Annotated in this window: 13 protein-coding genes; 2 read left to right on the top strand and 11 right to left on the bottom strand. The window is 70.4% G+C overall.

All coding sequences use genetic code 11. The features are described 5' to 3' along the window. The first annotated feature begins 262 nt into the window (after positions 1 to 262). The gene (locus AB0K36_RS02325; RefSeq protein WP_364587113.1) at positions 263 to 955 is read left to right on the top strand and encodes a hypothetical protein; all 693 of its coding nucleotides are present in this window, start codon (positions 263 to 265) and stop codon (positions 953 to 955) included. Between the two features lie 255 nt (positions 956 to 1,210). Here the strand turns inward: AB0K36_RS02325 and AB0K36_RS02320 are convergent, their stop codons facing one another. The 9 genes from AB0K36_RS02320 to AB0K36_RS02280 form a co-directional block, all read right to left on the bottom strand. Beyond that, positions 1,211 to 2,023, bottom strand: a complete 813-nt coding sequence (locus AB0K36_RS02320; RefSeq protein ID WP_364587110.1) for an HAD family hydrolase — start codon at positions 2,021 to 2,023, stop codon at positions 1,211 to 1,213. After that, complete coding sequence (gene serS / locus AB0K36_RS02315; protein ID WP_189474278.1) at positions 2,020 to 3,297, bottom strand: serine--tRNA ligase; 1,278 nt, start codon at positions 3,295 to 3,297, stop codon at positions 2,020 to 2,022. Before serS ends, AB0K36_RS02320 begins: the two co-directional genes overlap by 4 nt. Before the next feature lie 566 nt (positions 3,298 to 3,863). Beyond that, positions 3,864 to 4,799 carry a prephenate dehydratase gene (pheA, locus tag AB0K36_RS02310; protein ID WP_159690004.1) on the bottom strand — a complete coding sequence of 312 codons (936 nt, stop codon included), beginning with the start codon at positions 4,797 to 4,799 and terminating at the stop codon, positions 3,864 to 3,866. Between the two features lie 32 nt (positions 4,800 to 4,831). Beyond that, a complete protein-coding gene (gene efeB, locus AB0K36_RS02305) occupies positions 4,832 to 6,097 on the bottom strand; it encodes an iron uptake transporter deferrochelatase/peroxidase subunit (protein ID WP_364587106.1) in 1,266 nt (421 codons plus the stop codon). A 6-nt stretch (positions 6,098 to 6,103) separates the two neighbouring features. Continuing rightward, a complete protein-coding gene (locus tag AB0K36_RS02300; protein WP_364587713.1) occupies positions 6,104 to 8,014 on the bottom strand; it encodes a copper resistance CopC/CopD family protein in 1,911 nt (636 codons plus the stop codon). Between the two features lie 22 nt (positions 8,015 to 8,036). Continuing rightward, on the bottom strand, positions 8,037 to 8,528 hold the full coding sequence (locus AB0K36_RS02295) for a copper chaperone PCu(A)C (RefSeq protein ID WP_364587103.1): 492 nt from the start codon (positions 8,526 to 8,528) through the stop codon (positions 8,037 to 8,039). Next, the gene (locus tag AB0K36_RS02290; protein ID WP_364587100.1) at positions 8,483 to 9,181 is read right to left on the bottom strand and encodes an SCO family protein; all 699 of its coding nucleotides are present in this window, start codon (positions 9,179 to 9,181) and stop codon (positions 8,483 to 8,485) included. The genes AB0K36_RS02295 and AB0K36_RS02290 overlap by 46 nt, the downstream gene beginning before the upstream one ends. Positions 9,182 to 9,217: 36 nt before the next feature. Next, positions 9,218 to 9,964, bottom strand: coding sequence for a YcnI family copper-binding membrane protein (locus AB0K36_RS02285; RefSeq protein WP_364587097.1), 747 nt, complete (start codon positions 9,962 to 9,964; stop codon positions 9,218 to 9,220). A 95-nt stretch (positions 9,965 to 10,059) separates the two neighbouring features. Beyond that, positions 10,060 to 10,842: a hypothetical protein gene (locus AB0K36_RS02280; RefSeq protein WP_364587094.1), complete on the bottom strand. Its 783-nt coding sequence runs from the start codon at positions 10,840 to 10,842 to the stop codon at positions 10,060 to 10,062. 192 nt (positions 10,843 to 11,034) lie between these two features. Here AB0K36_RS02280 and AB0K36_RS02275 point away from each other — a divergent pair, with 192 nt between their 5' ends. Beyond that, positions 11,035 to 11,496 (top strand): ATP-binding protein, encoded by a 462-nt coding sequence (locus AB0K36_RS02275; RefSeq protein WP_364587092.1) that lies wholly within the window; start codon positions 11,035 to 11,037, stop codon positions 11,494 to 11,496. Positions 11,497 to 11,531: 35 nt separating this feature from the next. Here the strand turns inward: AB0K36_RS02275 and AB0K36_RS02270 are convergent, their stop codons facing one another. Both AB0K36_RS02270 and AB0K36_RS02265 read right to left on the bottom strand, forming a co-directional pair. Next, positions 11,532 to 13,019: an aminopeptidase P family protein gene (locus AB0K36_RS02270; protein ID WP_435877757.1), complete on the bottom strand. Its 1,488-nt coding sequence runs from the start codon at positions 13,017 to 13,019 to the stop codon at positions 11,532 to 11,534. A gap of 119 nt (positions 13,020 to 13,138) precedes the next feature. Further along, entirely contained in the window at positions 13,139 to 14,668 is a 1,530-nt protein-coding gene (locus tag AB0K36_RS02265; RefSeq protein ID WP_364587089.1) for a PP2C family protein-serine/threonine phosphatase, read from the bottom strand. Positions 14,669 to 14,916 lie beyond the last annotated feature (248 nt).

The raw sequence follows: 14,916 nt of genomic DNA, 5'->3' as shown, positions 1-14,916 counted from the left end.
TCGGTCCCGGCCGCGGCCCCTGCCCTTCCGGCAGGGGCCGCGGCATATCGCGTAACTGTACGGTTATCGGCTCGTTGTCCACCGTGCGTGGAGGCAACTGGAGTTCGTGACGTCGAGGGTTCGTGAAGTCGGGGATTGCCGGTGCCGGGGCGACGTTCTCGCCCGGGCCGGTCATTGAGTGGGATGCACCGTGAGCCGACCTCCGCTCCTGGGCCCGGGGAGAGGGCTGTCCCTGAAGGTTTCACGAACGGAAGGCATTCCCATGCCGACGGAAATTGCCCTGCTCGAGTCGCGCGCGATGCGCGTCGAGCACGCGGGGCGGGTCGAGGCGCTGGACAAGGTGAAGGCTCTTGCCCTGCTGCCCGACAGCATTCATGTGTCCACAGAGGGCGTCGCGCGCTACTTCGAAGTATCCACAGAGGTCATCAGGCAGGTGACGTCACGGCACCGCGAGGAGCTCGCAGAGAACGGAATGCACGTACTGCGTGGCTCTGACCTGCGCGAATATCAGAGTGACAAGATGTCACTCTCATCCGCGGCCGGAGCGAAAAGTTATCCACAGCGCCGCTCCAGCCTCACCCTCTTCACCCGCCGGACGGTGCTCAACATCGCGATGCTGCTGCGCGACAGTGACATCGCCCGCCGCGTCCGCACCCACCTCCTCGACGCCGAGGAGTCCCTGCGTGAGGGCTACGCCTCCCTCGACCGGCGTGTCACAGCCGTCGAGCACTGCCTCGCCGGTGTCGGCACGGCCCTGCAGGAACTGGGTCCGGTGCTCAACCGGATGTCGGAGCGGCTCGACCGCCTCGACCACCGGCTCGACGCCACCAACCGGGTCGTCGCCGCGATGAGCAACCGGCTGTGCGAGCTGTCCGACGACATGGCCCGGATGGACGCCAGGATGGACGACTTCGCCCGTCAGTTGCGGGATCTTCGTCGTCGCAGGCACCGCTGATTAATCGGTGGCGCCGGACCGACCGGCCCGGCACAGTTGTGGGGCCGGGACAGCACATCTGTGCGACCGGCGCCACCGACCGGGAGAGGAGCGCGGCGATGACCGAGGGTTCGAGCCCGAGTCCGTCGTGCTCCCGTCGAGGCGGCAACCGGCAGGCCGCGGAGTAGTCATCACACTCCGCACGGCCGCCGGGCGGCCGCCCAGGGGGCGGCCGCTTCGAGCGCGCATCCGCGCGGGCCGCCCCCTCCCGGACACTCAACCGGCGAGCAGGTGCTCCAGCACCACCGCGATGCCGTCGTTGTCGTTAGACGCGGTGATCTCGTGGGCCACGGCCTTCAGTTCGTCGTGCGCGTTCGCCATCGCCACGCCGTGCGCCGCCCAGCCGAACATCGGGATGTCGTTCGGCATGTCACCGAAGGCGATGGTGTCCGCCGCCCGCAGTCCCAGCCGCCGGGCGGCCAGTGACAGGCCGGTGGCCTTGCTCAGTCCCAGCGGCAGGATCTCCACGACGCCCGCGCCGGCCATGACCACGTCCACCAGGTTCCCGACCGTCTCCCTGGCCGCCTTCGCCAGTTCGTCGTCGCCGAGCGTCGGGTGCTGTATGTAGACCTTGTTCAACGGTGCTGCCCACAGGTCGGCGGGGTCGTGCATGGGCACGTACGGAAGCGGGCCCTCGAGCACCCGGTAACCGGAGCCGACCAGCACGTCGCCCTCGAGTCCGTCGCGGCTCGCGGCGAGCAGCAGCGGCCCCACCTCGGCCTCGATCTTGGAAAGGGCCAGCCCGGCCAGCTGCCGGTCGAGCGTCACGGAGGTCAGCAGCCGGTGCTCGCCGGCGTGGTAGACCTGCGCCCCCTGCCCGCAGACCGCCAGACCGTCGTACCCGAGGTCGTCGAGGATGTGCCGCGTCCATGGCACCGCACGACCGGTGACGACGATGTGCGCGGCGCCCGCCTCCGTGACAGCGGCGAGCGCGTCGCGCGTGCGCTGCGAGACCGTGTCGTCGCCGCGCAGCAGCGTTCCGTCGAGGTCGGTGGCGACGAGCTTGTACGGGAAGGGGGCGGGGCTCACTTGGAGATCGGCTCCAGCAGTTCGCGTCCACCCAGATACGGGCGCAGCACCTCGGGAACCCGCACGGAACCGTCGGCCAGCTGGTGGTTCTCGAGGATCGCCACGATGGTGCGCGGCACGGCGCACAGCGTTCCGTTCAGCGTCGCCAGCGGCTGCACCTTCTTGCCTTCGCGCATACGCACGGACAGGCGGCGCGCCTGGAAGCCGTCGCAGTTCGAGGCGGAGGTCAGCTCGCGGTACTTGCCCTGCGTCGGGATCCACGCCTCGCAGTCGAACTTGCGCGACGCGGACGCGCCGAGGTCACCGGTGGCCACGTCGATCACCTGGAACGGCAGCTCCAGGGCGGTCAGCCACTGCTTCTCCCAGTCCAGCAGCCGCTTGTGCTCGGCCTCCGCGTCCTCCGGCGCGACGTACGAGAACATCTCGACCTTGTCGAACTGGTGGACGCGGAAGATGCCGCGGGTGTCCTTGCCGTAGGTGCCGGCCTCCCGGCGGAAGCAGGGCGAGAAGCCGGCGTACCGCAGCGGCAGCTTGTCGGCGTCGAGGATCTCGTCCATGTGGTACGCGGCGAGCGGTACTTCGGACGTGCCGACCAGGTAGTAGTCGTCCTTCTCCAGGTGGTACACGTTCTCCGAGGCCTGGCCGAGGAACCCGGTGCCCTCCATGGCGCGCGGGCGGACCAGCGCGGGCGTGAGCATCGGGATGAAGCCGGCCTCCGTGGCCTGCGCGATCGCCGCGTTGACGAGGGCGAGCTCGAGAAGCGCGCCGACACCGGTGAGGTAGTAGAAGCGCGAGCCGGACACCTTGGCGCCGCGCTCGACGTCGATGGCGCCGAGCGCCTCGCCGAGCTCGAGGTGATCCTTGGGGGTGAAGCCCTCCGCGCCGAAGTCGCGGATCGTGCCGTGCGTCTCGAGGACGACGAAGTCCTCCTCGCCGCCGACCGGGACGTCTTCGTGGACGAGGTTGCCGAGCTGCAGCAGCAGCCGGCGGGTCTCTTCCTCGGCGTCGTTCTGCTCGGCCTCGGCGGCCTTGACGTCGCTCTTGAGCTGCTCGGCCTTCTTGAGCAGTTCGGCGCGCTCGTCCGGCGTGGCCTTGGGGATCAGCTTGCCGAGCGACTTCTGCTCGGAGCGCAGCTCGTCGAAGCGGAGGCCCGAGGACCTTCGCCGCTCGTCGGCGGAGAGCAGGGCGTCGACGAGGCCGACGTCCTCTCCACGGGCGCGCTGGGAGGCGCGGACACGGTCAGGGTCCTCACGGAGCAGGCGAAGGTCAATCACCCCACCAGGCTACCGGTGCCGACTCGCCCCACCCCACCCGATATCTAAGTGCGTGTCGCTTTGCCCGGATTGTGGGCAGTTGGCCAAATTGATAAAGGTGCGGCACAACAAATCAGGCAGCGTCAAACAATCAAGGCTCTTTCGCCGAAAGGGTGCACGGGGGTGCTTCCAGCTTTGGCCGGATGCTCCCCGGCGGCCGCGCCTGGAGGGGCTTGTCCACAGGGATGCGCCGGTCCGTAAAGTTATCCACAGCCTGTGTGCATGATCTGTGGATTACGGAAGTGATCATTCCGGTGGGCGTCCGCAGGGCCGGGAATTCCCATCTCAAACCGGCCTCACACACTCATTCGGGTGGGAATTCCTCGCTCCAAAGAGTTGATCAATGGAATTTGGGTGACAGGGGCCGACCTGTCGCTCTGTGGACGGAAGTGTGCGGGTCGGCCGATTTGTCGACCCTGTGACGTTCTGTTGTCGACTTGTCCCCAGGTCGAGAAGCGTGCCTGTGGAAAAGTTCTGTGGACAACGAAAATCTGCAGGTAGGACCAGCCGCCCCAGGGCAGGACGCCTCAGGCCCGGCCGTCCTGGCAGCGCGCCAGCCAGTCGGACGCGGCCGTGAATTCCACGTCCGAGGTTCCGGCACGCAGCGGCCGCACGTCGTCCGCCGTCACACCGGCCCTCGGATAGGAACCGAGGAAACGCACCTTGGGACAGATGCGCTTCAGCCCCATCAAGGCCTCGCCCACCCGCCGGTCCGCGATATGGCCTTCCGCGTCCACCGCGAAGCAGTAGTTGCCGATGCCGGCGCCCGTCGGCCGGGACTGGATCAGCATCAGGTTGACGCCGCGCACCGCGAACTCCTGGAGCAGTTCCAGCAGCGCGCCGGGGTGGTCGTCGCCCAGCCAGATGACGACGGACGTCTTGTCGGCACCGGTCGGGGCCGAGGGCCTCGCGGGCCGCCCCACCAGGACGAAGCGCGTCTCCGCGTTCTCCGCGTCGTGGATCTCGCTGACCAGGGGCACCAGGCCGTACGTGGCCGCCGCGAACTCGCCGGCGAAGGCGGCGTCGTAGCGGCCTTCCTGCACCAGCCGGGCGCCGTCCGCGTTGGAGGCGGCCGACTCCCACAGCGCGTCGGGAAGGTTGTTGCGCAGCCAGTTCCGGACCTGCGGTTGTGCGACCGGGTGGCCGGTCACCGTCTTCACCTCGGAGAGCTTCGTCCCCGGCCGCACCAGCAGCGCGAAGGCGATGGGCAGCAGCACCTCGCGGTAGATCATCAGCGGCTCGCCCGAGGCCAGCTCGTCGAGCGTGGCCGTGACGCCGCCCTCCACGGAGTTCTCGATCGGTACGAGGGCGGCCGCCGCCTCCCCGGCCCGTACGGCGTCGAGCGCGGCGGGGACGGAGACCATCGGGACGAGTTCCCTGGTCGCGGCTTCCGGGAGAGTACGCAGGGCGGCTTCGGTGAAGGTGCCCTCGGGACCGAGATATGTGAAGCGCGTGGCCGACATACCGTCACCCTAATGGGCCGCGGAACCGCCCATCACGTCTCCAGCAACCGCTGCCCCACGTACTCGCCCTTCTTCGGGGCCGCCGGCACGGCGAACAGTCCGCTCGCCTCGTGCCGGATGAATGCCGAGAGGGCGTCGCCCCGGTCCAGCTTGCGCTGCACGGGCACGAAGCCCCGCAGCGGGTCGGCCTGCCAGCAGATGAAGAGCAGCCCGGCGTCGGGGGTTCCGTCCGGGCCGAACCCGTCATGGAAGGAGAAGGGCCGGCGCAGCATCGCGGCTCCGCCGTTCTGCTCCGGCGCCGAGATACGGGCGTGCGCGTTCTCCGGCACGACCAGCTTCCCGTCCGGCCCGGTCTCGTCGAGGGCGAGCTCCGTCGTCTCCGTGCCGCCGGTCAGCGGGGCGCCGTCCGACTTCCGCCGTCCGATGACCTGCTCCTGCTTGTGGAGCGAGAGCTTCTCCCAGTCGTCGAGCAGCATCCTGATGCGGCGCACCACGGCGTACGACCCGCCGTCGAGCCACGGTTGATCACTGCCGGACGGTACGAAGATCCGCTGCTCGAAGTCGGGTTCCGACGGCTTGGGATTTCCTGTGCCGTCGACCTGTCCCATCAGATTGCGCGCGGTCATCGGCTGCGCGGTCGCGCCGGGCGAGCGGTTGAAGCCGCTCATCTGCCAGCGCACCCGCGCCGCCGCACCCGCCGCCTTCTGGATCGCGCGCAGCGCGTGGAAGGCGACGAGAGCGTCGTCGGCCCCGATCTGTACCCAGAGATCGCCGTCGGAACGTCCCGCGTCCAGCTGGTCGGAGGAGAACGCCGGCAGCGGGTCGAGACCCGGCGGCCGCTGCGCCACCAGGCCCGTGCGGTCGAAGAAGGTACGGCCGAATCCGAAGGTGACGGTGAGCGAGGACGGTCCCGCGTCCAGCGCGACGCCCGTGTCGCCGTCGCCGGCGGGCCGGCCGGCCATCAGGTCGGCGGACAGGGACGACCAGCGCCGCATCAGCGCCGCCGCCTCCTTGCGCCCCGCGCCGGGTACGAGGTCGAAGGCCGCCAGATGGCCGTGCGCCTGCTGGGGTTCGGTGATGCCCGCCTGGTGCGGGCGGTCGTGGAAGGCGACACCCGTGGCCCCGACCGTGGAGAGCGCCGTGGGGCTCTCCACGGCCACCGCGTACGCCGCGGCGCCGCCCGCCGCGCCCAGCACGAGACCGGTCGCGCCGGCGGCGCCCGCGGTGCCGAGCAGTCGTCGTCTGGAGATGCCGTCGTGGCCGGAGGAGGCGCCGCTCGCGGGAGTCAGGGGTGTCACGCTGGTTCAGCCGATCTTGATGTTCTTGTCGATGGTCGTCTGGTCGATGTCCGAGGTCCGCACGGTCACCTTGACCTGCCAGTCGCCCGGCATCGGGATCTGGACGGCGCTCGCGGTCCAGTGTCCCGCGGTGATGCGGTCCGGGGTGATGGGCAGCGGGCCGATCTCCTTGGCCTTGAGGGTGAAGGAGACCTTCACCTCCGGGGCGTCCAGCGCCTTGCCGTCCGGCGACTCGATCCATACGTGCATGTCGTTGGCGCCGGAGAGCGCCGGGTCCAGGCTGAGCCGCACCGTTCCCTTGCCGCTCGGGCCGCCCGTGTCGAACGGCATCCTGATCTCCGTCGGCCCCGCCGGAGCGGCGGGCGCGGCCTGTGCGTTACCGGCTTTGGCGGTCTCTTCCGTACGGCCCGGCTCGGTGGAGGTGAGCACGGTCGTCACGGCGAGCAGGACAACCGCGACGCCTGTCTCCGCCAGCACGGAACGGCGCAGTCCCGAACGCTCGTGGTCCGCGTCCCGGTTCCGCTTCCGCTCGGCCGTCGCCACGGCGGCCTTCTGACGGGCGAGCTGGGCCTCGCGCGCGGGATCGGTGGAGGCGCCCGCGTCGTTGTCCTTCTCCGCTGCGTCTTCGGTCTCCGCGGTCTCGGTCACCTCTTCGGCTTCCGCGACCTCGGCGAGCTGCGCCGTCCAGCGCCGGGAGATCCATGCGACGCCGACCATGACGGCGACGAGCCCCACCTTGAGCAGGAGCAGTCGACCGTACGTCGTCCCGGTCAGCGCCGACCAGGAGCCGACCTGCCGCCATGACTGGTACAGCCCGGTCGCGGCCAGCACCACGACGCTGGTGAAGGCGACGGTGGAGAACCGCCGGACCGCGCGGCGTTCGACCGCCGCCGACCGGTAGAGAGCGGTCAGCAGCGTGGCGAGGCCGCCGAGCCAGACGGCGACGGCCAGCAGGTGCAGCACGTCGACGGGCATCGCGACGGCCGACTGGATGCCCGTGGAGGCGTGCTCGGACAGTGCCCAGGTCGCGGCGATCCCGGCCGCCACGACCGTGCCGCCGATGGCGAGCCCGAAGCTCAGGTCCTTCTTCTCGGCCCCCTCCTCGCGTTTCGCGAAGGCGCCGAACAGGACGGCCACGAACAGCGCGGCGGCCCCGAGGAGCAGCAGCCGTGAGACGAGAGCCGCCCCCGTCTTGGTCTCGAGAACCGCGGGCAGCGCCCCGAGGTCGAGGACGTCGCCGAGGCTGCCGGAGGAGGTGTAAGGCCCTCGCAGCAGCAGCATGGCGAGGGTGGACGCCGTCATGGCGACCCATCCGTGCACGACCAGGCGCTGCACCGGCCGTACCGCCGCACCTCGCTGCCAGCACAGCAGCACGAACGCCGCACCACCGACGAGCAGGACGAAACCGGCGTACGCGACGTAGCGCGCGACGCCGTACAGGAAGCCGACGATCCCGCCCCCGGCCTGCTCCTCCGGCAGGGCGACCGTGGTGCTGGAAGGGGCGCCGATGGAGAAGGTGAAGGCCCCGGATACCGGATGGCTGTCGGCGGAGACGGCCTTCCAGGCGACGGTGTACGTGCCGTCGGGCAGGCCGGCGTGGAGATCGACACCGTAGGCGACGGTGCCTCCGGTGCCGAGGTCGCGGACCTTGGCGGTGTCGGCGCGCTTGCCGCTCGGCTCCAGGACCCGGATCGAGTCGTCGCCCATGGCGATCTGCTCGGAGAAGGTCAGGGTGACCTCCTTGGGCGCGGTGGCCACCACCGCCCCGTCCTTCGGGTTGCTCCCGGTCAGCGCGGCGTGGGCCGCCGCGGGGCTCGCGCCGGCCAGCAGCGCGCCGAGGAGTGTGCCCACCAGCACGGTCACGGCGAGCAGCACCCGGACCGGGAACCGTCCGAAGCGCGGGGCGGTGGCTGTCATCATCTGATCAGTCCCTCGATGCTCAGTGCTTCTGCGGGTTGTGGGTGGTCTCCTTCACGGGGAGCTCGACCTTGATCGGGTCCGACTTCTCGAAGTGCAGTTCGACGGAGACCTTCTCGCCCTGCTTCGGCTGCTGCTTGAGGGCCATGAACATGATGTGGCTGCCACCACGTTCGAGGTCGAGCTCGCCGCCGGCCGGGATGTCGAAGGACGTCACCTCCCGCATCTTCTGGTCCTTCGTCTCGTGGATCGTGACGTCGTCGGAGATCGTGCTGGTGACCGAGGTGAGCTTGTCCGCGCTGCCGCCGTCGTTCTCGACGGTCAGGAACCCGGCGGCCATGTCGCCGACGGGCTGCGGCACGAAGCCGCCGCTGACCTTCAACTCGGGTCCGCTGTCGGACGAGCAGCCGCCGAGGGCCAGGCCCACGCCCAGCGCGACGGCGGCGACGGCGGTACGGACGCGTCGGGTCACGGCTTCTCGCCCTTGATCAGCTTCGGCAGGTCCGCGGCCCATTCGTCCGCCGTGGTGTCCTCGCCGTACAGGACGTAGCCCTGGTCCGTCTTCGGGGAGAAGGCCACGACCTGGGCGCCGTGCATGGACGTGACGGTGCCGTTCTTCTCCTTCTTCGGGGCGTCGATGCCGATGCCGATCTGCCGCGCGCCCGCCTGGATGGTCGGGAAGTCGCCGGTCAGTCCGATGAAGGACGGGTCACCCGCGCTGGGCAGCCACTTGGCGAGCTCGGCCGCGGTGTCCCGCTCGGGGTCGGTGGTGACGAAGACGACCTGGAGCTTGTCCTGGTCGGCCTTGGGCAGCTGCTTCCTGGCGATGGAGAGGTTGCTCATCGTCAGGGGGCAGACGTCCGGGCAGTGCGTGTAGCCGAAGTAGATCAGCGTCGGCCGGCCCTTGGTCCGCTCGCGCAGGTCGAACTTCTTGCCGCTGGTGTCGGTCAGCACGAGATCCGGCTTGGTGTACGGCTGTGTGAGCACCGTCGCGGCCGTCGTCTTCGCCTCCGCGGAGACCTGACTGACGGGGCTGTCGTCACCGGAGTCGTTCTGGGTGACGGCGAAGCCCGCCGCCACGGCGAACGCTGCCGTGACGGCGAGCGCCGCGACCAGCGGCGCTCGCCGGCTGCGGCGGGGCTCCCCGTCGCTCTTGGGGTTGTGCATGGGGTTCTCTTTCAAAGCGGTTCGGTACGGGGCCGGTCAGGCCGAGCGGCGGCGTCCGGCGAGCACGCCGAAGGCCACGCCCGCGGCGCCGACGAGAATGCCGACGACACCAAGGATGCGGGCGGTGGAGTCACTGCTGTCGGCGGAGGTGGAAGCGGACGACGTGGCGTCCGTCTCCTTGTGGTCCGAGGCCTTGGCGTCGTCCCCGGCGGCGGCACCGGTCGCGCCCGCGCCGTGGTGGTCGTCGCCGGCGGCCGACAGCTTGAGGACGGGAGCGGGGGCCTCGGGCTCCTCGCCACCCTCCACGGGCTCCTCGATCCAGCGCACGACCTCCTTGTTGTCGTACGTCTGGATGGCCTTGAACACCATCTGGTCGGCGTCCTCGGGCAGCGGGCCGAGGGAGAGCGGGAACTGCTGGAACTGGCCCGGCCCGATCTTGCCGCCGTCCGCGGTCCAGGTGACCTTGGTGACCGCTTCGGTGATCTGCTTGCCGTGGACCTCGAGGGGCTTGTCCAGCTCGGACTTGTCGACGGTGACCTTCCAGCCCTGCACGGGCTGCGGCATCACGGACGACAGGGGGTGCTCTGCCGGCAGGTTGACCTCGACCTTGACGGTCGAGGCGTTGTCGCGCTCGTTCGGCACCTTGACGTTGACGACCGCGTAACCGCCCTTGGCGGCCTCGCCCTGCGGCTGGACTCCGACGTGCGCGAAGGCGGCGCCGGAGAGCATCAGCACCGAGGCGGCGGCGACGGCGGACGCGGCGGCGATACGGGAAACGTTCATGACAGAAAGCTCCACGGTGGAGGAGAAGTGAGGTGTGCCGGCACCACACAGGTGTGCGCGGGCACCGCGGCACCACTCCCGTCGAGCGGGCCGCGTCAGGCGCTGAGGACGAATACGGGCGGCGGCCCGCGCCTGATCACCGTGTGCTGAAGTTCCTGAACCCCTCCTGGCAGAGGAGGCCCGTCCACCGGCGGCGCGAGGCCCGGCCCGCCGTCCGGCGTCTGCTGAAGGCCGGCCCGCAGGGCGCGCACCAGGACCAGCGCGGCCCGCAACGGACGCAACCACGCGGTCTGCACGATCTCGTGGGCCGATTCGGCCGACAGCCGGATCAGCCGTGACAGCGCGGCGTCGCCGCGGCGCATCAGCAGTCCGGTCGCGACGGCCGCCAGCAGGTGCCCGAGCAGCATGGGCAGCGAGGGCAGCAGTTCCGGCGTGGCCACCGCCTGGGCGGTGTGCGTGTGTGCCGTGTGGGCGGCCGGATCGATGCCCGCCATGGTGACGATGCGGCGGGCTTCCGTCGGGCTCATGGCGGAGGCCCCTGCTCCGCACACCAGCTTCGCCGCCAGTCTGATCAGGGCGTCGTCGGCCGTCGGCGCCAGCCGCAGGTGACCCTGGCCGGTGGCGAAGAGCGTGTGCAGGGCGAGCTGCCCGGCGGTGAGCACTCCGGCGATCGCGGGCAGCGAACGCTCCCTGCCGGTGAACGGAAGGACGATGACGAAGACCCCGAGGAGGCCGAGGGCCAAAGTCCACAGGGGGACCGCCCGGCAGGCGGCGAGCACATGTCCCGTCCCGGACAGCACGACGCAGACCGCGGTGAACACCGCGGCCCTCAACAGCCGCAGACCGGCTCCGGCGCGTGCTTGGTGTACGGACGACATGGCCGGCTCATCATCGCACTGCGGTACGGGCGGCCGTACGGCAGGTCCGGAAGATCCCCTTTGCCGACATACACCGGTGGGCGCGGAACGCGCATCCGCCGAACGAGGGCCGTCAGCGCGATGATGCGCTTACGCAGCGTGCCTTGGGGCAATACGTATCGGTATGTCGAGCCGCGGCCAGGAGGCTGGAGCATGAGCATCTGGTGGTCCCTCCATTTGCGGCGCGAGGCTGCGAGCGTGCCGCTCGCACGGCGTCTGTTGCTGGGCACCATGGAGACCGCGGGCGTCGATCCGGACATCTCCTACGACCTGTCGGTCGCGCTGACCGAGGCGTGCGCCAACGCCGTCGAGCACGGCGGCTGCCGGGACACCGACGAAGCGTCCAGGGACTACCGCGTGACCGCCTACCTGGACGGCGAGAAGTGCCGCATCGAGGTGGCCGATTCGGGCCCCGGCTTCCCCGTCGGGGGCGCCACCCTGCGCGGCCACAGCGCCGCCCCGGCCCCCGACCATGCCGAGAGCGGCCGGGGTCTGTGCCTGATCGAGCAGCTCGCCGATCATGTCCACGTCCGCAACAGGCCCGGGCGCGGTGCCGTGGTCAGCTTCGACAAGATCCTCAAATGGCGTGAGGGCGCGCTGCTCGACGTGTCGTGAGCAGCGCGCCCTCACCCGGGGCGTGTCCCGTCGGATCAGCTCTGCTGGAGCGAGGCCATCCAGGCCTCGACCTCGTCGGCCTGGCGCGGCAGCGCGGCGGAGAGGTTCCTGTTGCCGTCCTCGGTGACGAGGATGTCGTCCTCGATGCGGACGCCGATGCCGCGGTACTCCTCGGGCACGGTCAGGTCGTCGGCCTGGAAGTACAGACCGGGCTCGACCGTCAGGCACATGCCCGGCTCGAGGGTGCCGTCGACGTACGCCTCCGTGCGTGCGGCGGCGCAGTCGTGGACGTCCATGCCGAGCATGTGGCCGGTGCCGTGGAGCGTCCAACGGCGCTGCAGGCCCAGTTCGATCACCCGCTCGACGGGACCTTCGACCAGGCCCCACTCGACGAGCTTCTCGGCGAGCACCCGCTGCGAGGCGTCGTGGAAGTCGCGGTACTTGGCGCCGGGCCTGACGGCCGCGATACCGGCCTCCTGGGCCTCGTACACGGCGTCGTAGATCTTGCGCTGGATCTCGGTGTACCGGCCGCTGATGGGCAGCGTGCGGGTGACGTCCGCGGTGTAGAGCGTGTGGGTCTCCACACCGGCGTCGAGCAGCAGCAGGTCGCCGGAGCGGACGGGGCCGTCGTTGCGCACCCAGTGCAAGGTGGTCGCGTGCGGGCCGGCGGCGCAGATGGAGCCGTAGCCGACGTCGTTGCCCTCGACCCGGGCGCGCAGGAAGAACGTGCCCTCGATGTAGCGCTCGCTGGTGGCCTGCGCCTTGTCGAGGACCTTGACGACGTCTTCGAAGCCGCGGGCGGTGGAGTCGCACGCCTTCTGCAGCTCGCCGATCTCGAACTCGTCCTTCACGGCGCGGGCTTCCGAGAGGAAGACGCGAAGCTCCTCGTCGCGCTCCTTGGTGACCTTGTCGGTGAGCGCGGCCTCGATGGAGGCGTCGTGGCCGCGGACGACCCGTACCGGGCCGGTGGCCTCGCTCAGCTTGCCGGCCAGCTCCCGGACGTCCTGGGCGGGAATGCCCAGCAGCTGCTCGGCCTCCGCGAGGGAGTGGCGGCGGCCGACCCACAGCTCTCCCTGGCCCGACAGCCAGAACTCGCCGTTCTCTCGGTTGGAGCGCGGCAGGAGGTAGATGGTGGCGACGTGACCCTCGCCCCTGGGCTCCAGCACGAGGACGCCGTCCTCGGTCTGGTCGCCGGTCAGGTACGCGTACTCGGTCGAGGCGCGGAAGCTGTACTCGGTGTCGTTCGAGCGGGTCTTCAGGTTGCCGGCGGGGACGACCAGTCGCTCGCCGGGGAAGCGCGCCGAGAGTGCGGCCCGGCGGGCCGCGGTGTGCGCGGCCTGTGCGATGGGCTCGAGACCGTGCAGCTCCGTGTCGGCCCAGCCGGTGGTCATGTTCTCGGCCAGCTCGTCGGACACGCCCGGGTACAGGCCGTTCTTGCGCTGCTTGATCGGCTGCTCCTCGCCCTCCGCGCCTGCTGCGTCCGCAGCAAGATCGGTTTCCGCCGGGGTGAGCTCCTCAGCCACGTCTGCCTCCTGGGCTTGTCGGCCTTGACCGTTACGACACCTTGCCCCCTCCGCCGGGTCGGCGAGGGGACGCTTCCATCGTATGTGCGACCGGAAGAGCCCGGAAAGCATGTGAGGAATCAGTCAAATCGGGCAGCGAGCAGGACGATGTCCTCCCCGTCGCCGGTGCCCTCCGGTCCGTCGGGGAGCATGGTCCCAAGGACGTGGTCGGCGATCGCCGCAGGGTCGCCACGCAGCGCGCGCGGAACGCCCGCCGCAGCGGCGTGGAGCCGGGTGAAGGCACGGTCCATGGGGTCGCCGGTGCGCCGCAGCAGTCCGTCCGTGTAGAGCAGCACCGTTTCTCCCGGCCGGGGGCGGAGTTCGACGCTCGGCGCCTCCCAGCAGGCGAGCATCCCCAGCGGAGCCGACAGCGACGTCTCGACGAACTCGGTGCGCTGGTCGCCGATCACCAGCGGTGGCGTGTGGCCGGCGCCGGCCAGCACGATCTTGCGCTCGGCGGGTTCGGCGTAGGCGAAGAGCGCGGTCGCCGTGCGCGCGGGCTCGGTGAGACGCAGCAGCAGTTCGAGGTCGGACAGGACCGCGACCGGATCCTCCCCTTCCATCACCGCGTACGCCCGCAGAGAGGCCCGCAGTCTGCCCATCGCGGCGAGCGCGCTGGGGCCGCACCCACTGACCGAGCCGACCGCGAGTCCGAGGGCTCCCTCCGGCAGCGGCAGCGCGTCGTACCAGTCACCGCCGCCGCGAGGGCCGCTGTGATGCCTGGCGGCGAGCTGGACGCCGGGCACCCGGGGCAGCCGGCTGGGCAGCAACTCCTCGGCGACGGTCGCGACGGTCGCGCGCGCCTGCTCCAGTTCGAGCAGGCGGGCGAGGTGTTCGGTGGCTGAGCGCATGTAGAGGCCGACCAGGTGGCACTGGCGCTCGACGGGTGCGGCCGGTTCGTCGTAGAGCCACACGGCCGCGCCGAGTGTGCCGGAGTCCTCTGTGGCCAGCGGCACCGTGTAACTGGCCGAATAGCCGAGGCGGACGGCGACCTCGCGGTGCAGGGGGTGGAGCGAGTCGTCGCCGAGCAGGTCGGGATGGGCGACGGCTCCTGGTACGCCGGAGCGGCCGCCTTCGAGGATGCGGCCGTACGCCGTCGCGCCGCGCGGAACCGTCTCGATATGGCCGAGGTCGGAGCGGGTGAGGCCGAGGCCCTTGGCCATGCCGGGCCCGCGGTCGTCCTCGAGCGGACTGTCGCGGGCGGCGTCCCGGGGCGGTTCGAGGACGACCAGGCCGCGGCGGGCACCGACGAGTGCGGCGCCCGCGCCGAGCAACTCCTCGAGGGCGTCGTCGAGGGTGCCGGTTCTGATCAGCCGCTCGGTGAGTTCATGGAGCGTGGTGAGGTCCGAGACCCAGCCGGCCAGGCGGTCCTGAAGCACCGCTCCGGCCGCGGGGGGCGCGGCGGGGACGGGGGGCAGGGTTGAGGGAGTGTGCGCGGGGGCAGGAACCGTTGAGTCGATTCCAGCCACTTTCGGCAGGTGAGGGGCGCTCATGGCAGCCGGCTTTCCGGCAGGTGCGTTTCGCTCAATAGCATCGCAAACCCCCATGTCATTCTGCGCCGCTATCAGTGCATCCACATCTACACGCACACATAAGGTGATGTCCAGCACTGTCCCGGTGGGATTGGTGGTGTCCGGGGTATATGGGGGTACCCGTTAACTTGGCCGAAAAATGCACCTGATGGCGGTCGATTGGGGTCGACTGAGGGCGTTCGGCAGGGGGGTCCTCCAGGGCGAAGGCCCGGGGGGAAAGCGTCATTGCAAGCGTGCTGGGTACGTAAACGGTGATGACCAGGGGCAGTTGGAACCGCCCCGGAACCTGGCCGCGGGCCCCGGCGTCCTAACAGCCGGAGGCCGCG

It is taken from the genome of Streptomyces kurssanovii, from assembly GCF_040677245.1.
GTDB lineage: Bacteria > Actinomycetota > Actinomycetes > Streptomycetales > Streptomycetaceae > Streptomyces > Streptomyces kurssanovii.
The sequence above is the reverse complement of the archived record's forward strand: the minus strand, read 5'-3'. Positions and strand labels throughout refer to the sequence as shown.

Excerpts from the sequence above, each read along its gene's own strand:
- AB0K36_RS02280 (WP_364587094.1), bottom strand. The coding sequence starts at position 10,842 with ATGTCGTCCGTACACCAAGCACGCGCCGGAGCCGGTCTGCGGCTGTTG.
- AB0K36_RS02290 (WP_364587100.1), bottom strand. The coding sequence starts at position 9,181 with ATGCACAACCCCAAGAGCGACGGGGAGCCCCGCCGCAGCCGGCGAGCG.
- AB0K36_RS02325 (WP_364587113.1), top strand. The coding sequence starts at position 263 with ATGCCGACGGAAATTGCCCTGCTCGAGTCGCGCGCGATGCGCGTCGAG.
- AB0K36_RS02275 (WP_364587092.1), top strand. The coding sequence starts at position 11,035 with ATGAGCATCTGGTGGTCCCTCCATTTGCGGCGCGAGGCTGCGAGCGTG.
- AB0K36_RS02295 (WP_364587103.1), bottom strand. The coding sequence starts at position 8,528 with ATGGGCCGCGGACCTGCCGAAGCTGATCAAGGGCGAGAAGCCGTGACC.
- AB0K36_RS02300 (WP_364587713.1), bottom strand. The coding sequence starts at position 8,014 with ATGACAGCCACCGCCCCGCGCTTCGGACGGTTCCCGGTCCGGGTGCTG.
- AB0K36_RS02285 (WP_364587097.1), bottom strand. The coding sequence starts at position 9,964 with ATGAACGTTTCCCGTATCGCCGCCGCGTCCGCCGTCGCCGCCGCCTCG.
- pheA (WP_159690004.1), bottom strand. The coding sequence starts at position 4,799 with ATGTCGGCCACGCGCTTCACATATCTCGGTCCCGAGGGCACCTTCACC.